The following is a 24,731-nucleotide window of genomic DNA, read 5'->3' on the forward strand; positions in this document are numbered from 1 at the left end:
CAGGCCATATCAAAAGGACCCAGCAGATGCCGGAAAGCGATTCGCAGCACAAGGGCCGGGACGGTTCGGTTTCTGCCGGTGACAATCCCGGGCAGGGGCGGCTGGCCCATGCCCCCGCCGACCATCCGCCGGTCCGGCGGGCAAAGATCGGTGTGCTGCTGGCCAATCTGGGCACGCCCGACAATTACGATTACTGGTCGATGCGGCGCTATCTGAACGAATTCCTGTCCGACCGCCGGGTGATCGACTATCCGGCGTGGAAGTGGCAGCCCTTGCTGCAACTGGTGATCCTGACCAAACGCCCCTTCACCTCGGGCGCGAATTACAAGCTGATCTGGAATCACGACAAGGGCGAAAGCCCGCTGATGACGATCACAAAGGACCAGACCGCGCGCATTGCCGAACGCATGGCGGCACAGCATGGCGACCGGGTGATGGTCGATTTCTGCATGCGCTACGGCAATCCGTCCACCGCGTCCAAGGTGCGCGCGATGGTTGCGGCGGGATGTGAGAAGATCCTGTTCTTTCCGCTTTACCCGCATTACGCGGGTGCAACCTCGGCCACGGCCAATGATGCCTTCTTCCGCGCGCTGGGTGCGGAAAAGCGCCAGCCTGCCGTGCGCACCGTACCGGAATATTTCGATCATCCGCTTTATATCGACGCATTGGCGCAATCGGTCGAACGCGCCTATGCGGGGCTGGATCGGCGGCCCGATGTGCTGGTCGCGTCCTATCACGGGATGCCGAAACGCTATCTGATGGAGGGGGACCCTTATCATTGCCAATGCGCCAAGACCTCGCGTCTGTTGCGCGAAAGGCTGGGCTGGGCGGCGGGCAGTATCGACACGACGTTTCAGTCGGTCTTTGGCCGCGAGGAATGGCTGCGCCCCTATACCGTGCAGCATGTGGCCGAACTGGCCCGTCAGGGCCGCAAGCATATTGCCGTAATGGCGCCGGCCTTTTCAGCCGATTGCATCGAGACGCTGGAAGAGATCAACGGTGAGATCCGCGAGGCATTCGAACATGCGGGCGGGGAAAGTTTCACCTATATTCCCTGCCTCAATGATGACGAGGCCCATATCACCGCATTGACGGCGGTGATCGGTGAAAATCTGGCGGGTTGGCTGGGCTGATCCGGCGCTGATCCGGGAAGGGATCCATCGGCGCGGGCCACGACAGGTGGCCCCTGTCAGGCCCCGTCAGGTATACAGTTGCCCTAAAGAAAAAGGACGGCAGGTTGCCCTGCCGTCCTTTTGTTTTTCCGGAACCGGAAAATCAGCTCGAAGCGGCAGCCGCGATGACCAGCAGCAGCAGCAGCGGGACGACAATGCCACCAGCCGAGGACGAAGTCGAAGCTTCGACGACAGCGGGTTCCATGATCGGTTCGACCATGCCACCAGCAAAGGCAGCGGAAGCGGCAACCGTCAGAGCGGCAGCGAGCGCAAGTTTCTTCATAGTAACCTCCAGTTATCGCGCGGGGCCGAATTTTTCAGAGGACGACGCCGCGCACCCAAGACTATACCTCGTGATTTTTTCTAACCAGCTTGCGGTGAAGATTGCAATCGGGCTTGTGCATGGCCCATCCAGCGATGGGCTGTGTCGTCAATTTGGCAACACTTCCGACGCGATAGCCCGCTTCAAGGCCCTGAACAGACGATCCGGCACATACAAAGGGGCGCCATTGGCGCCCCGTGCCGGAATCACCCAGGGTGCTGTCTGTGTCAGATCAGCAGAACCTGTGTCCCGACCTTCGACAGTTCGAAAAGCTGTGAGATATGTTCATTGTAAAGGCCGATGCAGCCATTGGACGACCGCCGCCCGATCTTGCGCGTGTCATGTGTGCCGTGGATGCGGTAATAGGTCCAGGACAGGTGCATCGCATGGGTGCCCAGCGGATTGTCGGGGCCGGGGCCAACGAAATCGGGCCATTCGGGATTGCGTTCCTTCATCGCCGGGGTCGGGCGCCATGAGGGGCCGACCACCTTGTTCGTGATCGTTGTGCGTCCCCGGCGGGTCAGATCCTCGGTCAGTGGCACCGAGGTCGGGTAAAGCCGGTAAGTGCGTTGATCCTCGGACCAGAAATGCAGCGCGCGGGATGTCAGATCGACCAGAATCGCCCCATTGCGCGTGTCGCTGAAATAGGGGCGCCAGTCCAGCATCCGGAAGCTGGAAATGTTGTTGCGCACCGGCGCGCGGCTTTCAAACTCGGTCGAGTTGTCCAGCGCAAGGGCCGGAAGGGCCGAGGCCCCCAGCCCGGCAGCGGCGGTTGCAAGAAGGGCGCGGCGGTTCAGAAAGCTGGTGCGATGGTCGGACATGACGGGGAATCCCAAGTTTCTCACGCAAGCTTTACCGCTTTTGCCCCCCGGTTTCAATTCACGGACCTGTCACACTGTGCGGGGTTTCGGCAATAAGGCGCAGAGCAGGATTTGAACAATACCGGGAGCCGCGATATGACGGGGCCTGGCCGTATTCGGATGGGTATGAAATGAAAGCCTTGTCAGTTGTCGCGCTCTGCGCCGCCGTCGCAGTCGCCGCCTGTGCGCCCGCCCCCCAGATCCGGGTCGGAAGCGATGGTCGCCCCTTGCCGCAGGTCTACCGGATCAGTGCGGCACAGTCCGATCAGATCCCGTTCCGGATGCTTGATTCGGTCAATGCGCTGCGTCAGGCGCAGGGCGGGTCGCCGCTGCAGCTCAATGCGCAGCTCAATGCTGCCGCCGCCACCCATGCGCGGGACATGTCGGTGCAGAACCGGCCCTGGCATTTCGGATCCGACGGATCCTCGCCGCTGGATCGGGTGCAGCGGGTCGGCTATGCCGGGCGGCTGTCCGGGGAACTGATTTCTGAAACATTTGAAACCGAGCTTGAAACGCTGTCGGCCTGGATGGCGAAACCCGATACGCGCGCGGTCCTTCTGGATCCGCAGGCTCGGGAAATGGGCTTCGCCTGGTTCCAGGAAGAAAGCGGCAAGATCTGGTGGACGCTGGTCGTCGGCGGCTGAAACCCGGTTGAAGGCGGGGTTGGGCCGTGGCCCTGCCCCCGACGCCACGTCAGATAGGCCGCGTCAGGGCTTGATGAAGATCGGCGTGCCGTCCCGAAGCATCGCATAGATATCTTCCATCTCGCGGTCGGTCACCGCGATACAGCCCCATGTCCAGTCACCCTTGTTGTCGCCGTTGAAGCCGGTCTTGCCATGGATGAAGATATCGCCGCCGGGTTCCTTGCCCATGGATTTCGCAAATGCCTTGTCTGCCGGATTGGGATAGGAGATCCCGACTGACAGGTGGAAGCGGCTGTTGGGGTTGCGCCGGTCGATATAGTAAAGTCCCTCGGGCGTCTTGCCATCGCCTTCGAACTGCTTGTGCCCTTCGGGCGCGAAGCCAAGCGCGATGTCATAGGACTTCAGCACCTTATTATGGTGCAGCATCCACATCTTGCGTTCGGATTTCGACACAAGCACCTGCGTGACCTCGGGGCCACGATAGGTGCGGAATTTGGAGGGCGGCCCGCAGGAGGCCACCACCAACATCACACACAGCGCCGCAACGATCCTGAAAATACCCATGCCCTCTGCCCCTCGACTGCCCGGCCCCGCTCTGATGGCGGATTTGGCCTCTGTCCCTCGTAAAATACGAATCGGTCAGTCTTTGGAAGATCTTTCTTTCAGCAGACGCTCGATCACCTCCAGCCGACCGATAACTTCTTCGCGATATTCGTCGGTCTTTTCGGATGCCTCTTCATTATGGGCCTCCTGCATCGAATTCACGATCAGACCGACCAGAAGGTTCACCACCGCAAAGGTCGTGACCATGATGAAAGGCACGAAGAACGCCCAGGCATAGGGATATTGCTGCATCACCGGGCGCACGATGCCCATGGACCAGCTTTCCAGCGTCATGATCTGGAACAGGGAATAGGCCGAATGACCAATGGTACCGAACCAATCGGGGAAGGACCCGCCAAACAGCTTTGTCGCCATGACCGAGCCGATATAGAAGATCACGGCCATCAGCAGAAAGACCGATCCCATGCCGGGCACGGCGCGCACGAAGCCCTCGACCACACGGCGCAGTGAGGGCGCGACTGAGATGATCCGCAGTACCCGCAGGATCCGCAGCGCGCGCAGCACGGAAAAGCCCTGCGCGCCCGGGGTGATCGAAATGCCGATGATGACGAAATCGAACACGCTCCAGCCCGAGCGGAAGAAGCGCAGGCCGCGGGCATAAAGCTTCAGCAGGATCTCCACGACAAACACGGCCAGGCAAAGCGCGTCCAGCGTTGTGACCAGCCCGCCGATTGCCCCCATGATCGTCGGCGATGTCTCCATCCCCAGCAGCACGGCGTTGAACAGGATCACGGCAGTGATCGCCTGTTGCGTGGAGGGCTTCACCAGCCATTCCTCCACCCGTGCCCGCAAAGTCATGATTGGCCTGTCCCTGTTCTGAAATGATATGTCAGCCCATATTCTACAGGCTGAAGCGCGCCGCAAGCTCCACATGCGCCGACCAGCGGAACTGGTCAACAGGCCGCACCCAATCCAGCCGGTAGCCGCCCGACAGCAGGATGCGGGCATCGCGGGCGAATGTCACCGGATTGCAGGACACCGCCGCGATGACCGGCACGCGCGATGCGGCAAGCGTACGGGTCTGTGCCTCGGCCCCGGCGCGCGGCGGGTCGATGACGACAGCCCCGACACCCTTGAACTCCTCCGGCTCCAGCGGGCGGCGGAACAGGTCACGCGTCTCGGCCGTCACACGTTTCAGCCCCTCGGCCTGACGCCAGCCCCGGTCCAGCGCGGCGATCATCGCCGCCTCGCCCTCATAGGCCGCAACCTCGGCCCGTTCAGCCAGTGGCAAGGTGAAAGTGCCCGAGCCCGCGAACAGATCCACGATCCGCGCGGCATCGCCCACGGCCTCGCGGATATGGTCCAGCAGCACCGATTCGCCGTGTTCCGTGGCCTGCAGAAAGGCCCCGGGCGGCGGCGCGACCCGCGCCCGGCCCATTTGCTGCATCGGGGCGGTGCGCAGGGCCACGGCCTCATTGTCCCATGTCAGGCGGGCAAGGCCATGGGCCTCGGCCAGCCGGGCAAGATCCATCCGCAATTCGCCGTCCAGCGGCTTGCCGCCCGTTACCGAAACATCCGGCCCGGCTAGGCTGCGCGTCACCGTCAGCGCCAGTTCGGTCTTGCGCGATCCACCCGCCAGCACCAGCGCCTCAAGCGCCGGAAAGGCCGCCATCAGATCGGGATGCAGCAAATGGCAGTCGGGCACCGCGACCAGCGTGCCCGAGGCGCAGCCGTGAAAACCCAGCAGCGCGCCCCCCTTGGTGCGCCGCCCCGCAAGGGTGGCGCGGCGGCGGGTCCGGGGGGGGGAGGTCAGGATCGGCCTGATCTCCGCCTCAATCCCCTGTCCGGTCAGCGCGGAGCGGACGACATCGGTTTTCCAGTCCGCCACGAACCCGTCACGGGCATGTTGCAGCAGACAACCGCCGCAACTGCGGGCATGGGGGCAGGGCGGTTTCACCCGTTCGGGCGAGGGGGTGACGATCCGCGCCTCTTCCAGCCGGTTGCCCTCGGCCCGGCCCTCGATCTCTTCCCCCGGAAGGAAGGACCCGGCAAATAGCGGCCCCTCGGGCCCCTGCGCGATGGCGTCGCCCTTATGGCCCAGTCGTTCGACGGTCAGCCTCACTCGGCAGCCTCCTCAAGTCCGATGAAGCCGCCGCTCTGCCGGTTCCAGTAGCGCGCGTAAAGCCCGTTCTGCGCCAGCAATTCGTCATGACTGCCTTCCTCGACGATCCGGCCCGCATCCAGCACCACGATCCGGTCCATTTCCGCGATGGTCGACAGCCGGTGCGCGATGGCCAGAACGGTCTTGCCTTCCATCACCCGGCCAAGGCTGGACTGGATCGCGGCCTCCACCTCACTGTCCAGCGCCGATGTCGCCTCATCCAGCACAAGGATCGGTGCATCCTTCAGGAAGGTGCGCGCCAGCGCGATGCGCTGCCGCTGCCCGCCCGACAGTTTGACGCCGCGTTCGCCCAGATAGGCGTCATAGCCCTTGCGTCCGTGATGATCCTCCATCTGGCGGATGAAGGCATCGGCCTCGGCGGCATCGGTGGCGGCCATCAGTTCGGCCTCGGTCGCGTCGGGGCGGCCATAAAGGATGTTGTCGCGGGCGGAACGGTTGAACATCGCGGTTTCCTGCGTGACCATGCCGATCTGGCGGCGCAGGCTTTCCTGTGTGACCTCGCGGATATCCTGACCGTCGATCAGAACGCGGCCCTTTTCAGTGTCGTAAAGCCGCAGCAGCAGGGAAACCAGCGTGGATTTCCCGGCCCCCGAGGCCCCGACGATGCCCAGCTTTTCCCCCGCGCGGATCGTCAGGCGGATGTTTTCCACCCCACCCTTGCGGCGACCATAGGCAAAGGTGACATCGTCAAACGTCACCGCACCGCGCACGCGCGGCAGATCGCGCGCATCGGCCGCATCGGCCAGCGTATGGGGAATGGCAAGGGTTTTCATGCCGTCCTCCACCTCACCGACCGAGGTATAGATCGACATCAGCGTGAAGCTGACCCACCCCGACATCTGCGCGATGCGCATGGAAATCGCGCCCGCCGCCGCAATTGCCCCCGCCGTGGCCGCGCCCTGACCCCAAAGCAGCAGCGTGCCCCCGATCAGCAGCACCGGCAGCATCCCCGCCAGCGCCATCAGCGCAAAGCGGAAATAGGTCGAGATTTGCCCGAATTCCAGCGACCGGTCGCGGAACACTTCCATGGATCGCAGGGCCACGCGGTCCTCGAACGCCGCATGGGCGAACAGTTTCACCGTCTTGATATTGGTGATCGTATCCACCACCTGCCCCGAAACCATCGCCCGGGCCGAGGCGCGCGCGGCGGAATTGATCCGGACGCGCGGCATGAAATAGCGGATCAGCGCGATATAGGCCACCAGCCAGACCGCCAGCGCCAACGCGATCCGCGCATCCACTGCCAGAAGGAAGATCACCGACCCGATGACCGAGGCCAGCGCGAAGGCCCCGGTATTGATCATTTCGGTCGCCACATCGGTCACCGCGCGCGCGGCCTGCATCTGTTTCTGCGCGATGCGTCCGGCGAAATCATTGTCAAAGAAGGTCACCGCCTGTCCCAGAGTCCAGCGATGCAGGCGCGACAGCACCAGCGGCAGGACATTCGGACCCACCACGATGGAATTCGAGGCCGCCGCCGCCGCAAAGGCCAAGGGGCGCAGCACCAGATAGAAGCCGATAAAGGCGATCAGCAGCCACAGGTGATCGGCAAAGAAGACCTGCGGCCCGCTGGCCAGTGCCGCGTCGATCACCCAGCCCAGAAACAGGGCCGAAACCACCTCCATCGCGCCCGCGATGCTGGAAAAGCCCGCCGCGACCCAAAGCATCGGCCAGCTTCCCCGCAGCGACCAGCGGAAAAAGGCACCAAGCATTTGCGGCGGAGGGCCGTCGGCGGGGAGGAAGGCGTCGATCAGATCGCCAATGCGGCGTGTCAGGGTCATTCGGTCATCCTTGTCGCCCGCCCGGGGTGCGGGGGGGCGTTTTCGCTGTGTCATCCCCGTTTTCAGGCCGGTCTACAGGCCTGTCTTCGGGCCGGTTCATCGCCTCAGTCTCGGCGGCCATCCTGTTCAGCGTTTCGGTCGCTTCGTCCAGAAAGCCATCCCATTCCGGGGGCAGGGGGCGCCAGATCAGCCGTGACAGCAGGGCCGCGCCGACAACCACGGCCGCAGGCAGCCAAAGCGGCAGCAGCGGCTGCCAGTCCGTCAGGACCGACAGGCCGGTGCCCAGCCAGTATAGCGCCAGCACCAGCGCCACCTGCACCGCCATAGTCTGCGACAGGGCCAGCACCCCGCCGGGTGCCGCAAGGCGCGAGATCAGCCAGGGGCGTTCCATCAGCCGGGCAAAGCCGAAGGCCAGTGTCACGGCTGCAAATCCCGGCAGAGCCAGCCGCGCCAGTCCGGCGGCAAGGGCGGCCAGCACCATCACCAGCGCCAGCGCGATCAGCAGATTGCTGCGCAGTCTCAGCCCCGTCGTTGTCCATGCCCAACGGCTCATCCCGCCTCGGCCTCCGCGATGCCGTCCTCACCCAGAAAACCGCCCGATTGTCGCGCCCAGAGGCCCGCATAGATCCCGCTGGTTGCCAGCAAGGCCTCATGGCTGCCGCTTTCCACGATGCGGCCCTGATCCAGCACCACGATCCGGTCCATCGCTGCGATGGTGGACAGACGATGCGCGATGGCGATGACGGTCTTTCCTTCCATCACGCCGTAAAGCGTGGACAGAATCGCGGCCTCGACCTCGCTGTCCAGTGCGCTTGTCGCCTCATCCAGCACAAGGATCGGCGCATCCTTCAGGATCACCCGCGCCAGCCCGATCCGCTGCCGCTGCCCGCCCGACAGTTTGACGCCGCGTTCGCCGACATGGGCATCATAGCCGCGCCGCCCCTCGGGATCTTCCAGATCAAGGATGAACTCATGCGCCTCTGCCCGTTTCGCGGCGGCGATCATCTCGGCCTCGCTCGCCTCGGGGCGGCCGTAAAGGATGTTGTCGCGCACCGAACGGTGCAACAGGCTGCTGTCCTGCTGCACCATGCCGACAGCGGCGCGCAGGCTGTTCTGGGTGACGGCGGTGATGTCCTGCCCGTCAATCAGGATGCGTCCGGCCTCGGGATCATAAAACCGCAGCATCAGCTTGATCAGCGTGGATTTTCCGGCCCCGGACCGGCCGACAAGGCCGATCTTTTCCCCCGGCGCGACATCAAGCGATACATCCCTGATGCCACCCGAGGTGCGGCCGTAATGATGGCTAAGTCCCTCGACGCGGATGCGGCCCTCGGTCAGGCGCAGCGGGGGCGCGCCGGGGCGGTCCACAAGTGTCACCGGCTGGGCGATGGTTTCCATCCCTTCGGCCACCACACCCAGTGACTGCACAAGGTTGGTCGTCGCCCACATGATCCAGTAGGTCATGTTGTTCAGCCGCAGGACCAGCGCCACGGTTGCCGCCACTGCGCCCACCGTGGCCTGCCCCTGATACCAGAAGATCAGCGCCAGCCCCGTCACCGCCACGATCAGAAATCCGTTCAGCACGGTCAGCGCCACATCCATCGTGGTGATGACGCGCATTTCGCGGGCAAAGGTCTGGCGCGCGGTCTCGATCGCCTCTTTGGCATAGCCCAGTTCCCGGTCGTGATGCGCGAACATCTTGACCGAATGGATATTGGTATAGGCATCCACGACGCGGCCCGTCACCGCTGACCGCGCATCCGCGCTGGCCTTGGCGGCAGGCCCGGCCCGCCGCAGCGTCCAGTTGACCAGCAGGGCATAAAGCCCGAACCAGATCAGCAGCGGCACGGTCAGCCGGGCATCGGCCTCGGCCAGAATCAGCAGCGACCCGATGATGGTGACCGAGGCGAAGGCCACCGCGTCAAAGGTCTGGAACACCGCCTCACCCGCCGAAGGGGGCGTCTGCATGATGCGGTTGGCCAGCCGCCCGGCAAAATCGCCCTCAAACCATCCGACCGGCTGACGCAGCACATGGGCATGGGCGCGCATCCGGATCAGCGTTCCGAAATTCGGCAGGATCGCATTGTGCAAAAGCGCGGTATTGGTGCCCGAAAACAGCGGGCGCAGCACAAGGATCGCAAAGGCGACCAGCAGAACCTCGGTACCATGGCTGGCCCAGACCGCTGCGGGCGTTCCCGAGGCCAGAAGATCGACCAGCCGCCCGACATACCAGATCAGCGCCACATCAAAGGCGGCGGTCACGATGGAAAACACCGCCGTGACGGCAAAGACCTTGCGGAAGGGGCGGATATAGACCGACAGGAACGGCCACAGCCGCCGGGGCGGTGTGTCGGTCTGGGCATAGGGGGTGTAGGGGTCGACGAGACCCTCGAAAAACCGGAACACGGGGCGGAACCTTTATCCTGTCAGACCCAAGCATATAGACCCGCGCGCGGCAAAGGGGAACCGTCGGGAATGGGGTCACTGCATCAGGGCGGCACGATCCAGCCGGAAACCCGAGGCGATCCAGCGATCCTCCCGCTCCTTCAGCGCCGCGCCAAGGGCCGGGCCGGTAAAGCGAGGCATCAGATCGGCGGCGCGCAGCGGAAACCGGGCCGTCGCCCCATAGAACAGGTCATCCTGCCAGCCCAGAGGTTCTTTGATTTGCAGCATCGCCTCGCGCAGCACGATCACGTCGAGGGCGATGGTCGGGCCCAGCCGATAGGCCAGTTCTCCGGCCCGGCGGGTCCCCCCAACCTCGGTTCGCAGAATGTCCAGATGTCGGGCCTCGGCCCGCGACAGGCGCAGCGCGTCCTGCGCCTCTGTCGGGCCAAGGCTGGCCAACCGCACGATCCAGTCGCGCGGATACTTCGTCTCGCCATGAACCAGAATGGGCAGCGCGGTCGGATCCGCCCCCGGCAGCACCGCCGCCAGCACGCCACTTGCCGCCATCGAGGCCACCGCCGGGGCCGGGTCTGGCGCTGACAAAAGTTTGCGCATCTCGGCGCCGATCCGTTCGCGCGACAGGCGCGCGATGCCATCCAGCCCCGCCGCGCAGGCGGCCAGCCCTTCAGGGTCCAGCCCCGCATCTGGGTCGCCATACCATGCGTGAAAGCGGAAGAACCGCAGGATGCGCAGGTAGTCCTCGGCGATGCGGGCGGCGGGGTCGCCGACGAAGCGCAACCGCCGCTGCGTCAGATCGGCCAGACCGCCCAGCGGGTCGATGACGCAGCCCTCACGATCCGCGTAAAGCGCGTTCATGGTGAAATCGCGGCGTGCGGCATCCTCGGCCACCGAGGCGGTGAAGGCGACACGCGCATGGCGTCCATCGGTTTCGACATCGCGTCGGAAGGTCGTGACCTCATGCACCAGCCCCTTCACGATCACCGTGACGGTGCCATGGTCGATGCCGGTGGGAACGCAGCGAAACCCCGCCGCATCGGCAATCGCGATCACCTGTTCGGGGCGGGCATCGGTGGTCAGGTCCAGATCGGTGACCCGCGCGCCCAAAAGGCTGTTGCGCACGCAGCCGCCCACGAACAGCGCGACATGGCCCGCCCCCTCCAGCGCAAGGCACAGCGCCTGCGACCGGGGATCGGTCAGCCAGTCCGCCGTGATCTTCATGGCGTCAGCCTGTCGGCAAGGCCGCGCAGGATGCGCGCGGTCGCCCCCCAGATGTAATAGGGGCCATAAGGCACCGCATAATAGCGCCGCCATTCCCCCAGCCAGCGCCGCCGCTCCACCCGGAAATTCGCGGGGTCCAGCACGAAGGACAGGGGCACGGAAAACACTTCCTCAACCTCGCCGGGTTCGGGGACCGGGACAAACCCGCCGCGCAGATGCGCAAGGACCGGTGTGACGGAAAACCCGGTCACCGTTTCATGTGGTGGCAGGCTGCCCAGTATTTCCACCAGATCGGGGGGCAGGCCGATTTCCTCATGCGCCTCACGCAGGGCCGCCGCCACGGCATCTGCGTCGCCCGCGTCGATCTTGCCGCCGGGAAAGGCGATCTGTCCGGGATGCTGCTTCAGCCGTGAGGACCGCTTGGTCAGGATCACCCGGCCATCCGCCACCGCCACCAGCACAGCGGCCTGACGCAGGCGACGCCCGGGGGGCAGGTGCACCCCCGGATTCAGGTCGAAATCCGAAGATGCGCCCGTCCGCGCGTCAAAAGCCCTGCGCAGTGCCTCAGGCCCCATCGCCCCCCGCATCCGGTTGCTGCCCCAGTGTTGCAGGGTCGAGTTCGTAATGCGCACCGCAGAACTGGCAATCGGCAGTCAGCACGCCCTCATCGGTAATCATGTCGGCCAGATCCTCGGCGGTGTAGATCGACAGCGACTGGCGCACCCGGTCCTCGGAGCAGGAACAGCCAAAGCGCAGTGGCTGCGGATCATAGATGCGCGGGCCTTCCTCATGGAACAGCCGCACCAGCAGATCGGTGGGGCCGACCTGCGGGCCGATCAGCTCCAGATCCTCGACCGTGTCCAGCAGCAGATTGGCGCGGGTCCAGTTCTCGCCCTCATCGCCGTCAAGGATATCGGCATGGGTCAGAAGCCCGCCCTCCCCCGATCCGCCCTCCCCCGCGACCGAGGGCGATGCCTTGGGCATATGCTGCAGCATCACGCCACCGGCGCGCCACTGTTCGCCCTCCCCCGGCAGGGTCGAGCGGCCAAAGCTGAGTTCGAACCGCGTCGGCAATTGTTCGGACTGCGCGAAATAGGTTTCGGCACAGGCGGACAGCGAATTGCCTGTGAGGGGGGTGATGCCCTGATAGGGCACCGTCCCCTCTCCCTGATCAATCAGGATGGCAAAATAGCCGTTTCCGATTTGCGTGAAAGGCTCAGCCCCGGCGTCCAGCGCCTCGGGGTCGAACATGGCATAGGCACGGATGCGGGCGGGTTCGCCCTCATCGGTCGGGCCGTAATAATCGGTTGCGATCATGCGCACCGCCCCCTCGCCGCGGATCTGAAGCGAGAGCTTCCAGCGCAGCTTGATCGTATGGCCGATCAGCGCAGTCAGAAGCGCGGCCTCGGCGACCAGCGCCTCGATCTGCGGCGGATAGGCGTGCTGACGCAGCACATCCTCCAGCACCCCGTCAAGGCGCACGACGCGGCCCCGGATGTCCGAGCGGTCAAGCTGAAAGGGCAGAACGGTATCGTCCCAGGCGATTTTGGTTCCGATGGTCATGGGATTTTCCTTGCGAGCCATTTCTGGCATAGCGCCCATATATAGGCAGGGCAACCACAGGACCAAGGGCAAGTCATGATCCGGCGTTACGGGGAAAGCCCCGCAAGGGGACAAAACTACACAAGACGGGCCGGGGTCTATGCGATTCTGCCGGTCGATGGTGGGCTGCTGGCCACGCTGCAGACCGAACCGCTGCCCGAGTTGCAACTGCCCGGCGGCGGCATCGACCGGGGGGAGCATCCGGTTGCAGCACTGCATCGGGAAGTGTTCGAGGAAACCGGGTGGAGCATCGCGGTTGAATGCCGTCTGGGGGCGTTCCGGCGTTTCACCTATATGCCCGAATACAATCTTTGGGCCGAAAAGATCTGCACAATCTATCTGGCACGGCCGATCCTGCGCCGGGGCCCGCCGACCGAACCGGCGCATCGGGCGGTCTGGCTGCCGATGGCCGAGGCGGCGCGTCAGCTGGGTAATCCGGGTGATCGTGCCTTTTTCGCGGATTTCCTGCGCAGAACAGGGTTCTGACAGGGCCGTTTCATCGTATGCCGTTTCATCCTATGGCGCGAGAGGGTTGGTTTCATGGCCGGGGCCATCGCCCCGGTCATGCGGAGCGGGCCCCCCTTGCCATCCGGTGGCCCTAAGGCCGCCGGACAGCGCCCGCCCGCCCCATGGCGGGTGCTGTGCTTTGTTATCGCGCAGGGCTGGCGGTCCTGCGGCAACCCTTGCGCTGCGGATGGGGAAAAGCAGTGCATTTCCTGCTCCGCCCGAAGCGATCGCAACTGCAGTGCCATCGGGAATGTTTTCCTGCATGCCGGCCCTGAAAAGACTGTTCCGCAGCCGGTCAGATCCGGCGTTCCGGAAAGGGCGCGAAGCTGAACAGTGCCCCCGAGACATCATCGGGAAATTCGCCCCCGTCGCTGTGGCGTGCAAGATCCCAGACCAGCGCCTCAAGGAAGGTTTCGCCTTCCAGCCCGCGATTGGCGGTCAGGATCCGGCGCAGCCCGTCCTCCCCCAGTTCCTGCCCCGCCGGGTCGGGGCATTCGGTGACACCGTCCGAGACCAGAAACAGCCGGTCGCCCGGGGCAAGCCTTGCGCGGGTCACCTCGAAATCGGCGTCTTCGATCAGGCCGATGGGCAGGCCGCCCGTGCCGATATAATCGACCCCGCCGCCTGCGCGCAGGATGGCCGGATGCGGATGCCCGGCCTGCACCAGCGCGATATGCCCCGCCTCAAGGTCGATCTCGGCATAGGCGAGGGTGAAATACTGTTCAACACGGATTTCCTCGAACATCAGACGGTTGAGTCTGCGCGCGACCTCATCGGGGGGCCAGACATCGCGCTGGCCCGGCCCGGCCTGCCGCAGCGCGATATTGTGGTCGGGCGACTGGCCCGACAGCAGCCCCGACAGCCGCGCGGTCATCATGGCGGAGGCGACGCCATGGCCCGAGACATCGACCGAATAGAGACCCAGCCTGCGGGCGTCGATTTCGAAAAATCCAACCAGATCGCCGCCGACATGGCCCGAGGGGCGTAGGAGCAGTGAGACCTGACCCTGTGGAAAATCCCGCTGCCGTTCGCGCACAAGGGTTTGTTGCAGGCGCCGTGCCTCGATCAGGTCGCGGTCAAGCGAATCGTAAAGGCCGCGCAATTCGTCCAGCGTGGCCGAGATCAGCCGGTTCTTGCAGCGCAGTTCTGCCTGCATGCCAAGGATGCGTTCGCCCGCGCGCAATCGGGCGCGCAATTCATCGGGACTGACCGGTTTGGACAGGAAATCATCCGCCCCGCCATCCAGCCCGTCGGCAATCTCGGCCTTTTCGGATTTCGAGGTCAGCAGAACGAAGTAACCATAGCTTTCGCGCGGCAGGTCGCGGAACAGGCGGCAGAAATCCAGCCCTGTCATACCCGGCATCATCCAGTCACTGAGCACGAAATCGAAATCGGTTTCCCGGCACAGGGCTATCGCCTCTTCGCCCGAGGCAGCCTCGGTCACGCGATAGCCGGCGCGGCGCAGGGTCAGCGACAACACATGGCGCTGGGCGCGGCTGTCATCGACGACAAGAACGCGCCGCGCCACCGGTTCGGCACCGGGCATGGTTTCACTGATTCGGTCTGCGACAATCTGCACCGGGGGCCCTCATCATCCTTCGGTCTTTCTTGTGCGCCGGATCCCTTAATGCGGGGTGAATGCTAAAATTCCCGCTATCCCGCCCGGCAGCGGTCACCAATCGTTAAGCGCGATGCGCAAGGATGGTTCTCCGGTCTGCCGTTGGGGGCGGCATGTCGGCGGGTTTGATGGCAAGGGGGCAGCGGGGTCATGATTGACTGGGACCGGGTCGCGGAACTGCGCGACGAGATCGGAGAGGAGGATTTTGCCGAGGTCGCAACTCTCTTTCTGGATGAGGCGGATGAGGCCGTGGCAGGCCTGAACGTGCAGGACGACACCGAAACCCGACAGGCGGCGCTGCATTTCCTGAAGGGCAGCGCGCTCAATCTGGGGTTCCGCGATCTGGCCGATCTGTGCCAGCAGGGGGAAAAGACCCCCCGCATGACCGCCGAGGCGCTGGCGCGGCTGGTGGCCTGCTACAACGCCTCGCGCAAGGCCTTCATCAAGGGGGTCGGATCGCTTTCGGCAGCCTGACCGGCGGGCGTTGCTGCTGTCCAGCGCGTCGGTGGACCGTGGCTGATTCCGCCCCGTTCCGTCCGGCGCACATGCGGCCATACCAGCCTGTTCGTGTTCGCCGTGCGGATGCCTGGCGCGTTGCCGTTGCGGTTCAGATCAGGAATTCGGCCAGCGTTTCATCCGCCGTGATGTCGCGCCAGACAAAACCCGCCTCATCCATACTGCTGAAGATCCGGGCGAAATTCCCGGCATCCTTTGTCTCAATGCCGATCAGGACCGAACCGAAATTGCGCGCCGATTTTTTCAGATATTCGAAACGCGCGATATCGTCATCGGGACCCAGCATCATCAGGAATTCGCGCAAGGCACCCGGGCGCTGTGGCATCCGCAGGATGAAATATTTCTTCAGCCCGGCATGGCGTTGCGCGCGTTCCTTCACTTCGGGCAGACGTTCGAAATCGAAATTCCCGCCTGAGGTGACGCAGACAACCGTCTTGCCCCGGATCTGCCCGGCCAGATCAGGCAGCACATCGACCGACAGGGCACCGGCAGGTTCCAGAACGATTCCCTCGACATTCAGCATCTCCAGCATCGTGCCGCAGATCCGGTCCTCGGGGGCCAGCAGCACCTGATTGGGCGCGATGTGGTTCAGCATGGCAAAGGTCTGCGTGCCGATCCGCGCCACCGCTGCCCCGTCGACAAAGGAATTGACCCGGGGCAGGGTGACGGGTTCCCCCGCCGCCAGCGCCGCCGTCAGGCTGGCACCGCCCTGCGGTTCGACAAAGCGGAACTCGGTTTCGGGCGCTTCATGGCGCAGATAGGCCGTGACACCCGAGGCAAGCCCACCGCCCCCCACCGGCAGCACCACCAAATCAGGGGCGCGGCCCAGTTGTTCCAGCAGTTCCACCGCAACGCTGGCCTGCCCCTCGATCACATCGGCATCGTCAAAGGGCGACAGGAAATGCGCACCCTTTTCGGCACAGAACGCTTTGGCCGCCGCCAGCGTCTGGTCGAAATAATCGCCGACCAGCACGATCTCGACCGCGCCATTGCCGAAGATGCGCGTCTTGTCGATCTTCTGCTGCGGGGTCGTGACCGGCATGAAGATCGTGCCCTGCACCCCGAAATGGCGGCAGGCATAGGCCACGCCCTGCGCATGATTCCCCGCGCTGGCGCAGACGAAACGATCCTGCGCCGGCGTCGTGGCCCGCACCTTGCGCATCGCATTGACCGCGCCCCGGATCTTGTAGGACCGAACCGGCGACAGATCCTCACGCTTCAGCCAGATCTCGGCACCGAAACGGGTGGACAGATGGTCATTGCGCTGCAACGGCGTCGGATCGAAAAGATCGCGCAGGGCAAGTGTGGCAAGGCGGGCGGCTTCGGGTTCAAAAGGCATGGCGCCTCATAGCGCAAGGCCGCAGATATTGCCACGGTCACAATGCCACCCTTGTTCGACAGGCCGAAAGCCAATAAACCCGCCGAAATTCGCCGCAACGGAGGCCTCGGAATGTCCGCACCCAAGAAAGTCGTGCTTGCCTATTCGGGCGGTCTCGACACCTCGATCATCCTGAAATGGCTGCAAACCGAATATGGCTGTGAGGTCGTGACCTTCACCGCCGATCTGGGCCAAGGCGAGGAACTGGAGCCCGCGCGTGAAAAGGCGCTGATGCTGGGCATCAAACCCGAAAACATCCATATCGTCGATGTGCGTGAGGAATTCGTGCGCGATTTCGTCTTCCCGATGTTTCGCGCCAATGCGGTCTATGAGGGGCTGTATCTGCTGGGCACCTCGATCGCGCGGCCGCTGATTTCACAGCATCTGGTGCGCATCGCGCATGAAACCGGGGCCGATGCGGTGGCGCATGGTGCGACCGGCAAGGGCAATGATCAGGTCCGCTTCGAACTCAGCGCCTATGCGCTGGACCCGTCGATCAAGGTGATTGCGCCCTGGCGGGAATGGGATCTGACCAGCCGCACCCGGCTGCTGGAATTCGCCGAGGCGAACCAGATTCCGATTTCCAAGGACAAGCGCGGCGAGGCGCCGTTCTCGGTTGATGCCAACCTTCTGCACACCTCATCCGAGGGCAAGGTTCTGGAAAATCCGGGCGATGAGGCCCCCGATTATGTCGCGCAGCGCATCGTTGCAGTCGAAGACGCGCCCGACACGCCCGAATTCATCGAGGTCGGGTTCGAGCGGGGCGATGCCGTGTCGATCAATGGTGAGGCGCTGAGCCCCGCCACGATCCTTGCCCGGTTGAACGATTACGGCGCGCGCCACGGGATCGGCCTGCTGGATTTCGTCGAAAACCGCTTTGTCGGGATGAAATCGCGCGGCGTCTATGAAACCCCCGGCGGCACGATCCTGCTGGAGGCGCATCGCGGCATTGAACAGATCACGCTGGACAGCGGTGCGGGCCATCTGAAGGACAGCATCATGCCGCGCTATGCGGAACTGATCTATAACGGCTTCTGGTTCAGCCCTGAACGTGAGGCCCTGCAGGCGCTGATCGACAAGACGCAAGAACATGTGACCGGCATGGTGAAGCTGAAGCTTTACAAAGGGTCGGTCCGCACCGTGGCGCGCTGGTCCGATCACAGCCTTTATTCCGAGGCACATGTGACCTTTGAGGACGATGCCGGTGCCTATGACCAGAAGGACGCGGCGGGCTTCATCCGTCTGAACGCGCTGCGGCTGAAACTGATCGCGACGCGCAATGCGCGGGTGGCGGGCAAGTAATACAGCCCTGATCTGACCCATGGCCGCGCCCTTACCGGCGCGGCCTTTCCTTTGGCGGAAAGACCGATGCTGCGCCTGTTGTTGCGGATCTTCATCCTGCTGCCGCTCAGGATCCTGTTCCTGCCGGTGCGGATGTTGCTGATCGCCCCGCTGAAGTTGATGTTGCTGCTGGGCCTTCTGGGGGGGCTGGTGGTTTTTCTGGTGTTGCAGGCGGGTTACGCACCCTGATCCGACGCAGTGACGCAACGGCCTTGTTGCAGCAGGGTCGCGATTGCCCCAATTCCTTGCGCGTGAGGGACATGAGGAAAAGGTCACGCCATGGAACGCATCGCCGCCGATATCCGCAAGGTTCTGGAAACCCGGACATTCTCGGGCAGTCTGAAATTCGATTGCGGCGATGAAGGCGTGATCGTGCTGGCCGATGGCACGGCGTCCACCACGGATCGTGACACCGATTGCACCCTGCGGCTGAGCCAGGAAAACCTGATCAGCCTGCTGAAGGGCAAGCTGAATCCGATGATGGCGGTTGCGACCGGCAAGATGCGGCTGTCGGGCAATCCGACGGTGGCGCTGGGGCTGGCGAAACTGCTGGGCTGAGACGCTACAACGCGCGGGCGCGCAGCGTTTCATAGGCGGGCAGCGCCTGTTCAGCCAGATCCGCATAGGCGGGCGGCAGGTCGGGTAGTGGCCCCTCGGCCCCGTCGATTCCGGTGGACCGATGGACGGCCCCATACCAATGCGGCGCCCAGACCCCGTCAAAGGGTTTCGGACCGGCAGGCCAATGCAGCATCTGCGGCAGAAAGGCAATTCCCAGGGCGCTGCAAAGCCGCCCCAGCATTCCGGCAGGATCGGCGCGGATATCGGCGCTGTCGATCACCAGCGGCGCGCGGCCGGTCCGGTCGGCAAGCTCATCCCAAAGGGCCGCCTGCTGCAGAAAACCGATATCGGCAAGGGTCGGGCTTTCGCGTTTCTGGGCATAGCTGGCCACGACCCGGGCGGGGTGACGGATCAGAAAGACATTGGTCAGCCCTGCTATGAAGCCCCGGTCAAAGGCCGGGATCATGTGCAGCGTCATGTGCTTCTGGTAGAACAGCGGCTTGCCCTCGGGATGCGGGCCGGTGCAGGCGGCGGCGACCTGCGCCGGATCGGTCGGGCCCGCCGTGATGATCTGGTCGCGCATCGGATGGTCGATGCCCGAAGCGGCCAGATAGGCGGCATAGAAGGGTTCATCCCAGACCGCACAATCGCCCCGCGCCGCAAACGCATACATCAGGGCGGTCGAAAGGTTGCGCGGGCCGGACCACATGGCGATTTTCATGGGCGTTCCTTGCTTGGCGGGACAGTCGCGACGGGCGGACGATCAGGCAAGGACCAGCGCCTTGTAAAGATCGCGCAGCCGGGCGGTGACGGGCCCCATCTCGCCCGTCCCGATCACGCGCCCGTCGATCTGGCCCACCGGCGTCTGCGCGCCGAAAGTGCCGGTCAGGAAGGCCTCATCCGCGCTGTAGCAATCGACGAGGGAGAAATTACGCTCCCGCGCCGTGATCCCGTTGGCGCGGCACAGGTCCAGTACCTTCTGGCGGGTGATGCCGTTCATGCAATAGTCACCGGTCGAGGTCCAGACTTCGCCCTTGCGGATGATGAAGAAATTGCAGGCATTGGTGGTGTTCACGAAACCATGGATATCCAGCATCAGCGCCTCATCCGCGCCGGCCTTTTCGGCGGCGATGCAGGCAAGGATGCAGTTCAGTTTCGAATGACTGTTCAGCCGCGGGTCCTGCGTCATCGGCAGGCCGCGCAGATGCGGCACCGTGGCCAGCCGGATCGGGCGGGGCAGGCGGGGGCGGGAATGTTCCATGATGATCGCAATGGTCGGCCCCTGCTGCGACAGTTTCGGATGCTGGAAGGGGCGGGTCTTGATGCCGCGCGTCACCATAAGCCGGGCATGGGCGTCCGTGGTCATGCCATTGGCCGCCTGCGTATCGGTCAGCGCGGTCATAAGCTGATCGTGGGTCAGGCCGATGGTCAGGTCGATGGCCTTTGCGGCCTCGTACAGGCGGTCGAGATGTTCATCGGCAAAGGCCCAGCGCCCGTTGTACAGCCGCAAACCCTCCCACACGCCATCGCCCAGCATGAAACCCGAATCATAGACCGAGACCAGCGCCTCGGCCTTGGGAACAATGCGGCCGTTCAGCCAGATGCGCAGCGTTTCGTTGCGCGCATCCTCTTCGGCCTGATGGGTGGAAACATGGTCGGTCATCTGGTGGCTCCCGATTTCGTGACGTAACGCTAGGGCCAGTTCATGCGAAGGGAAAGGGGGGACGCGACAGGAGATGTGACATGACGAGATGGATCTGGGCGGCGGCCCTGGCGCTAATGGCGGGAACCGCGCAGGCGGCGACAGAGCGCGCCATCGTTGCGGGTGGGTGCTTCTGGTGCGTCGAGGCGGATTTCGAAAGGGTGCCGGGGGTGTCCGAGGTGGTTTCCGGCTATACTGGCGGGCGGACTGAGAATCCGACCTACAAGCAGGTTACCGCAGGCGGCACCGGCCATTATGAGGCGGTGGAGATCCGGTTCGATCCGGCGCGGATCAGCTATGACCAGATCCTGCACATGTTCTTTCGGTCGGTGAACCCGACCGATGCGGGTGGCCAGTTCTGCGACCGGGGGGAAAGTTACCGCACCGCGATCTTTCCGCTTGATGCCCGCCAGCGCGCGGCTGCGGAGACGGCCAAGGCGGCCGCAACGCGGGATCTGGGCAAGAAGGTCGTCACTCCGATCCTGCCGGCGACCGTCTTCTGGGAGGCGGAAGACTATCATCAGGACTATTACAAGGGGAGCAACATCGTGCTGACCCGCGCGGGCCCGAAACGGCAATCAGAAGCCTACAAGTTCTACCGCGCCTCTTGCGGGCGGGATGCGCGGGTGCTGGAATTGTGGGGCGAGGCTGCGCCGTTCGTGAAGGCCAAGCGCTGAACGATCAAACGGTAGCGGGGCGGCGGGCGAAACCGGATCTGCATCGCCACCGGACTTGCCTTGCACAGGGGGCGGGCGACCGGCCCAGCCGGATCAAGGCGGGCGGGCGCGGCAATGCTTGCTGTCGCGCCCGTCCGATGTGAACACCGCCGTCGGTCAGCCCAGAACCTCGCGCAGCGCCTCGGCGGTGACCCCGGCAATATGGTCTGCCTCGGCCTCGGTCAGACACAGCGGCGGCGCGAAGCCCAGAATGTCGCCCTGCGGCATGGCCCGGGCGATCACCCCGCGTTTCAGCATCGCGCCCACGACCTTGGCGCCGGTGGTGGCGGAGGCATCAAAGAAGGTCCGCGTCTCACGATCCGCGACCAGTTCGACGGCGCAGAGCATCCCCTCGCCCCGGATATCGCCGACATGGGCATGGTCGCCCAAGGCCACCGCCATCGCGCGGTTGAGGTAAGCGCCAGTCTTGCCTGCATTTTCCACCAGCCCCAGCCGGTCGATCAGATCAAGATTGGCAATCCCCGCCGCCGCGCCGATGGGATGGGCGGAATAAGTCCAGCCATGGCCCAGCACGCCGTTTTCATCGGTGCCGCGCGCCAGAACCTCCCACATGGCACTGGACACGATGGACCCCGACAGCGGCGCATAGGCCGAGGTCAACCCCTTGGCGATGGTGATCAGATCGGGCTTCATCCCGTAATGGTCCGACCCGAACATGCTGCCCAGACGGCCGAAACCGGTGACGACCTCATCCGCGACCAGCAGGATGTCGTGGCGCGCCAGAACCTTCTGGATCGCCTCCCAATATCCGGCAGGCGGCGGCACGATGCCGCCGGTGCCCAGAACCGGCTCACCGATGAAGGCGGCAATGGTGTCGGCGCCCTCGGCTGCGATCAGCTTTTCCAGTTCATCCACGCAATGGGCTACGAAATCGGCCTCGGTCATCGCCAGATCGGGGCGGCGGAAGTAATAGGGCGCCTCGGTGTGGATGACCTGCGTCAGCGGCAGATCGAACTTCTTGTGGAACAGTTCCAGCCCGGTCAGCGACCCGGTCATCAGGCCCGAGCCGTGATAGCCGCGCCAGCGCGAGATGATCTTTTTCTTCGCGGGGCGGCCAAGGATGTTGTTGTAATACCAGATCAGTTTGACATTGGTTTCATTGGCATCCGACCCGCCCAGCCCGAAATAGACCCGTGCCATATGATCGGGCGCGCGGTCCATCACCATCTTGGCCAGCGTGATCGACGCCTCGGACCCATGGCCTGCATAGGCGTGGTAATAGGCCAGTTCGCGGGCCTGTTTCGCAATAGCCTCGGATATTTCGGTGCGGCCATAGCCGACATTGACGCAGTAGAGGCCCGCAAAGGCATCCAGCAGCCGGTTGCCGTCGCGGTCGGTGATATGGCAGCCCTCGCCACCGGTCACGATGCGCTGGGCGCCCTCACCGCGCGCGAACTGGCCCAGATGGGTGGAGGGGTGGAAGAAGTTTTCCCGGTCCCATTGCGACAGGATGTCATTGGTCAACATGGTCTTTTCCTTTCCTTGGGTCGCGGCAGGGCTCAGGCCCAGTCGCGGCAGACATATTTGATTTCGGTGAAGGCCTCGAGGCCCCAGCGGGCACCTTCCCGGCCGATGCCGGATTGTTTCATGCCGCCGAAGGGGACGGGCGGGCCGGTGACCTTGGTGCGGTTCACCGCCACCATGCCGAATTGCAGCGCCCGCGTCACACGGTAGATCCGCCGCGGATCAAGGCTGTGCAGATAGGCGACCAGCCCGTATTCGGTGGCATTGGCGCGGGTCACGGCCTCGGCTTCGGTATCGAACGGGGCCACGGCGGCGACGGGGCCAAAGGTTTCCTCGGCCATGATCGCGGCATCGGCGGGTACATCGACCAGCAATGTGGGCTGATAGAACAGCGGCCCCTGTGCATCGCGCCCGCCCCCGGCCACCAGTCGCGCGCCCTTGGCCAGCGCATCGGCGACATGGGCCTCCTGCTTTGCCACGGCCTTTTCATTCATCAGCGGGCCAAGGTCGCGATCCTCCATCCCCGGGCCAAGCGTCAGCGCCGCGATCTTCTCGGCAAAGCGGGTGCAGAATGCCTCATAGACCGGGCGTTCGACCAGAAAGCGGTTCGCGCCAAGACAATCCTGCCCGGTGGTCGCGAATTTGGCCTTGATCGCCTCTTCCACCGCCTGATCGAGATCAGCATCGGCAAAGACGATGAAGGGCGCATGCCCGCCCAGTTCCAGCACCAGACGTTTCACCGTATCGGCGGATTGCCGGTAAAGCAGCCGCCCGATCTCGGTCGATCCGGTAAAGGACAGCACCCGCACGCGCGGATCGGCGGTCCATGCGCCGACAATCTCGGGCGCGTCGCCGGGGATCACGCTGAACAGGCCCGGCGGGAAATCGGCGCGCTGCGCCAGTTCCGCCAGCGCCAGTGCCGACAGGGGGGTTTCCGCCGACGGATGGATCACGACAGGGCAGCCCGCCGCCAGCGCCGCCGCCGCCTTACGGGTGATCATCGCGCAGGGAAAATTCCAGGGGGTGACCAGTGCGGCCACGCCGACGGGTTCGCGCCAGACCTCAAGCTCGGCATCGGCCAGATGCGAGGTGACGCCCTCGATATTCGGGCGCTTGGCCTCTTCGGCATAGAATTCGATGAAACCGGCGGCATAGTCGATTTCGCCCCGCGCCTCGGACAGGGGCTTGCCCTGTTCGGCCACCATGATCAGGGCCAGATCCTCCCGATGCTGGCGGATCAGGTCGAACCAGCGGCGCAGGGCCGCGCTGCGGGTCTGGGGCAGGGTGGCGGCCCATGCGGGAAAGGCGGCCTCGGCGGCATCGACGGCGCGGCGCGCGTCATCAGCGGTCAGGCGGGCGACATTGGCCATGGCATTGCCGGTTGCCGGGTCGGTGACGGCAAAGCGGTCGGTCGTGCGGGTCCAGCCGGAAATATAGCCCTCACTCCGCAGAAGGCCGGCATCGGCCAGACGGTCAGCCAGCGGCAGATCGGCAAGGGAAAGCGTGTTACGGGGTAAGGCGGACATGGAAACCTCCTGTTGTTGCGCCAAGTTTAGGCGCAGCAAGCCGGAGGATTCGCCCTGTTCTGGCAGGTTTCCGCAGATGGATCGCCCAAAACGGGCCGGGTTTCAGGATGATCCGCCCATGAGGTCGGCAAAGGGCGGGGGGCCGGATTTCACATCCTTGGTCACGATATGGCTGAAATAGCGTTTCACCCCGGCGCGGCGGTCCAGCAGATCATCCATCAGCGCCTGATAGGCGGGGATGTCACGGGCCACCACCTGCATCAGGTAATCGAACCCGCCCCCAAGGGCCCAGCAGCCGGTGATCGCGTCAATCCGGTCAATCGAGGCCTCGAACAGGCGGAAATTCTCGGCCCGGTGGTTTTCCAGCTCGATCGTGACAAAGACCGTGACATGCGGCCCCAGCCCGGCCAGAGCAATGTCAGCCCGGTAGCCCCGGATCAGGCCTGCCCCCTCCATCCGGGCCAGACGCTGCCAGCAGGGGGTAGGTGACAGGTTCACCCGGCGCGCCAGATCGGCCTTTGAAATCCGGCCCTCGCGGGACAGGATCGACAGGATGGCGATATCGCGGTCATCAAGGGAAATCGGGCGCATCGGGGCATCTTCGGCAAGGATCGGATCATGTCAATCCGGGTT

26 protein-coding genes are annotated in these 24,731 nt (G+C 64.3%); 8 read left to right on the forward strand and 18 right to left on the reverse strand.

All coding sequences use genetic code 11. The features are described from left to right. The first annotated feature begins 26 nt into the window (after positions 1-26). Positions 27-1,133 carry a ferrochelatase gene (gene hemH / locus JL811_RS06510; RefSeq protein WP_202687678.1) on the forward strand — a complete coding sequence of 369 codons (1,107 nt, stop codon included), beginning with the start codon at positions 27-29 and terminating at the stop codon, positions 1,131-1,133. 142 nt (positions 1,134-1,275) lie between these two features. On the opposite strand, the gene JL811_RS06515 is transcribed toward hemH, so the two are convergent. Together JL811_RS06515 and JL811_RS06520 are read right to left on the reverse strand one after the other, a co-directional pair. Then, a complete protein-coding gene (locus JL811_RS06515; RefSeq protein ID WP_202687679.1) occupies positions 1,276-1,455 on the reverse strand; it encodes a hypothetical protein in 180 nt (59 codons plus the stop codon). Between the two features lie 266 nt (positions 1,456-1,721). Further along, positions 1,722-2,315, reverse strand: coding sequence for a L,D-transpeptidase (locus tag JL811_RS06520; RefSeq protein WP_202687680.1), 594 nt, complete (start codon positions 2,313-2,315; stop codon positions 1,722-1,724). Between the two features lie 170 nt (positions 2,316-2,485). On the opposite strand from JL811_RS06520, the gene dalA reads away from it, so the two are divergent. After that, positions 2,486-2,998, forward strand: a complete 513-nt coding sequence (dalA, locus tag JL811_RS06525) for a divisome-associated lipoprotein DalA (RefSeq protein ID WP_202687681.1) — start codon at positions 2,486-2,488, stop codon at positions 2,996-2,998. A 63-nt stretch (positions 2,999-3,061) separates the two neighbouring features. Here dalA and JL811_RS06530 read toward each other — a convergent pair whose 3' ends face one another. The 9 genes from JL811_RS06530 to hslO all read right to left on the reverse strand — a co-directional run bounded on the left by JL811_RS06530 (position 3,062) and on the right by hslO (position 12,712). Further along, positions 3,062-3,562: a L,D-transpeptidase family protein gene (locus JL811_RS06530; protein ID WP_202687682.1), complete on the reverse strand. Its 501-nt coding sequence runs from the start codon at positions 3,560-3,562 to the stop codon at positions 3,062-3,064. A gap of 75 nt (positions 3,563-3,637) precedes the next feature. Then, complete coding sequence (locus JL811_RS06535; protein WP_202687683.1) at positions 3,638-4,420, reverse strand: ion transporter; 783 nt, start codon at positions 4,418-4,420, stop codon at positions 3,638-3,640. Positions 4,421-4,463: 43 nt separating this feature from the next. After that, the gene (locus tag JL811_RS06540) at positions 4,464-5,684 is read right to left on the reverse strand and encodes a class I SAM-dependent RNA methyltransferase (protein ID WP_202687684.1); all 1,221 of its coding nucleotides are present in this window, start codon (positions 5,682-5,684) and stop codon (positions 4,464-4,466) included. Then, positions 5,681-7,525: an ABC transporter ATP-binding protein gene (locus tag JL811_RS06545; RefSeq protein ID WP_202687685.1), complete on the reverse strand. Its 1,845-nt coding sequence runs from the start codon at positions 7,523-7,525 to the stop codon at positions 5,681-5,683. The genes JL811_RS06540 and JL811_RS06545 overlap by 4 nt, the downstream gene beginning before the upstream one ends. Positions 7,526-7,529: 4 nt before the next feature. Then, positions 7,530-8,078, reverse strand: coding sequence for a hypothetical protein (locus tag JL811_RS06550; RefSeq protein ID WP_202687686.1), 549 nt, complete (start codon positions 8,076-8,078; stop codon positions 7,530-7,532). Continuing rightward, positions 8,075-9,931 (reverse strand): ATP-binding cassette domain-containing protein, encoded by a 1,857-nt coding sequence (locus JL811_RS06555; protein ID WP_202687687.1) that lies wholly within the window; start codon positions 9,929-9,931, stop codon positions 8,075-8,077. The genes JL811_RS06550 and JL811_RS06555 overlap by 4 nt, the downstream gene beginning before the upstream one ends. A 75-nt stretch (positions 9,932-10,006) precedes the next feature. Further along, entirely contained in the window at positions 10,007-11,149 is a 1,143-nt protein-coding gene (locus JL811_RS06560) for a CCA tRNA nucleotidyltransferase (RefSeq protein ID WP_202687688.1), read from the reverse strand. After that, positions 11,146-11,724 (reverse strand): CoA pyrophosphatase, encoded by a 579-nt coding sequence (locus JL811_RS06565; RefSeq protein ID WP_202687689.1) that lies wholly within the window; start codon positions 11,722-11,724, stop codon positions 11,146-11,148. The genes JL811_RS06560 and JL811_RS06565 overlap by 4 nt, the downstream gene beginning before the upstream one ends. Further along, positions 11,714-12,712, reverse strand: coding sequence for an Hsp33 family molecular chaperone HslO (hslO, locus tag JL811_RS06570; RefSeq protein WP_202687690.1), 999 nt, complete (start codon positions 12,710-12,712; stop codon positions 11,714-11,716). The genes JL811_RS06565 and hslO overlap by 11 nt, the downstream gene beginning before the upstream one ends. A 75-nt stretch (positions 12,713-12,787) precedes the next feature. On the opposite strand from hslO, the gene JL811_RS06575 reads away from it, so the two are divergent. Then, complete coding sequence (locus JL811_RS06575; protein WP_202687691.1) at positions 12,788-13,237, forward strand: NUDIX hydrolase; 450 nt, start codon at positions 12,788-12,790, stop codon at positions 13,235-13,237. Between the two features lie 316 nt (positions 13,238-13,553). Here the strand turns inward: JL811_RS06575 and JL811_RS06580 are convergent, their stop codons facing one another. Next, a complete protein-coding gene (locus JL811_RS06580; RefSeq protein ID WP_420496771.1) occupies positions 13,554-14,816 on the reverse strand; it encodes a PP2C family protein-serine/threonine phosphatase in 1,263 nt (420 codons plus the stop codon). Positions 14,817-15,026: 210 nt separating this feature from the next. Between JL811_RS06580 and JL811_RS06585 the strand changes: the two genes are divergently transcribed. Continuing rightward, positions 15,027-15,350: an Hpt domain-containing protein gene (locus JL811_RS06585; RefSeq protein ID WP_202687692.1), complete on the forward strand. Its 324-nt coding sequence runs from the start codon at positions 15,027-15,029 to the stop codon at positions 15,348-15,350. Between the two features lie 133 nt (positions 15,351-15,483). On the opposite strand, the gene ilvA is transcribed toward JL811_RS06585, so the two are convergent. Continuing rightward, positions 15,484-16,731 carry a threonine ammonia-lyase IlvA gene (ilvA, locus tag JL811_RS06590; protein WP_202687693.1) on the reverse strand — a complete coding sequence of 416 codons (1,248 nt, stop codon included), beginning with the start codon at positions 16,729-16,731 and terminating at the stop codon, positions 15,484-15,486. 111 nt (positions 16,732-16,842) lie between these two features. Between ilvA and JL811_RS06595 the strand changes: the two genes are divergently transcribed. The 3 genes from JL811_RS06595 to JL811_RS06605 all read left to right on the forward strand — a co-directional run bounded on the left by JL811_RS06595 (position 16,843) and on the right by JL811_RS06605 (position 18,669). Next, the gene (locus JL811_RS06595) at positions 16,843-18,072 is read left to right on the forward strand and encodes an argininosuccinate synthase (protein WP_202687694.1); all 1,230 of its coding nucleotides are present in this window, start codon (positions 16,843-16,845) and stop codon (positions 18,070-18,072) included. 66 nt (positions 18,073-18,138) lie between these two features. Next, positions 18,139-18,300: a hypothetical protein gene (locus JL811_RS06600; protein WP_202687695.1), complete on the forward strand. Its 162-nt coding sequence runs from the start codon at positions 18,139-18,141 to the stop codon at positions 18,298-18,300. 90 nt (positions 18,301-18,390) lie between these two features. Next, positions 18,391-18,669 carry an SCP2 sterol-binding domain-containing protein gene (locus JL811_RS06605; protein WP_202687696.1) on the forward strand — a complete coding sequence of 93 codons (279 nt, stop codon included), beginning with the start codon at positions 18,391-18,393 and terminating at the stop codon, positions 18,667-18,669. A gap of 4 nt (positions 18,670-18,673) precedes the next feature. Here JL811_RS06605 and JL811_RS06610 read toward each other — a convergent pair whose 3' ends face one another. Both JL811_RS06610 and JL811_RS06615 read right to left on the reverse strand, forming a co-directional pair. Beyond that, the gene (locus JL811_RS06610) at positions 18,674-19,390 is read right to left on the reverse strand and encodes a sulfotransferase-like domain-containing protein (protein ID WP_237684833.1); all 717 of its coding nucleotides are present in this window, start codon (positions 19,388-19,390) and stop codon (positions 18,674-18,676) included. 42 nt (positions 19,391-19,432) lie between these two features. Beyond that, positions 19,433-20,332, reverse strand: coding sequence for a D-amino acid aminotransferase (locus JL811_RS06615; protein ID WP_202687697.1), 900 nt, complete (start codon positions 20,330-20,332; stop codon positions 19,433-19,435). Between the two features lie 80 nt (positions 20,333-20,412). Between JL811_RS06615 and msrA the strand changes: the two genes are divergently transcribed. After that, positions 20,413-21,048: a peptide-methionine (S)-S-oxide reductase MsrA gene (gene msrA, locus JL811_RS06620; RefSeq protein ID WP_202687698.1), complete on the forward strand. Its 636-nt coding sequence runs from the start codon at positions 20,413-20,415 to the stop codon at positions 21,046-21,048. Positions 21,049-21,204: 156 nt separating this feature from the next. Here the strand turns inward: msrA and JL811_RS06625 are convergent, their stop codons facing one another. The 3 genes from JL811_RS06625 to JL811_RS06635 form a co-directional block, all read right to left on the reverse strand. Continuing rightward, complete coding sequence (locus JL811_RS06625; RefSeq protein ID WP_202687699.1) at positions 21,205-22,575, reverse strand: aspartate aminotransferase family protein; 1,371 nt, start codon at positions 22,573-22,575, stop codon at positions 21,205-21,207. 32 nt (positions 22,576-22,607) lie between these two features. Further along, the gene (locus JL811_RS06630) at positions 22,608-24,098 is read right to left on the reverse strand and encodes an NAD-dependent succinate-semialdehyde dehydrogenase (RefSeq protein WP_202687700.1); all 1,491 of its coding nucleotides are present in this window, start codon (positions 24,096-24,098) and stop codon (positions 22,608-22,610) included. A 102-nt stretch (positions 24,099-24,200) separates the two neighbouring features. Further along, positions 24,201-24,689 carry an Lrp/AsnC family transcriptional regulator gene (locus tag JL811_RS06635; RefSeq protein WP_202687701.1) on the reverse strand — a complete coding sequence of 163 codons (489 nt, stop codon included), beginning with the start codon at positions 24,687-24,689 and terminating at the stop codon, positions 24,201-24,203. Positions 24,690-24,731: the final 42 nt, after the last annotated feature.

The sequence above is a fragment of the Szabonella alba genome (genome assembly GCF_016765775.1).
Classification (GTDB): domain Bacteria; phylum Pseudomonadota; class Alphaproteobacteria; order Rhodobacterales; family Rhodobacteraceae; genus Szabonella; species Szabonella alba.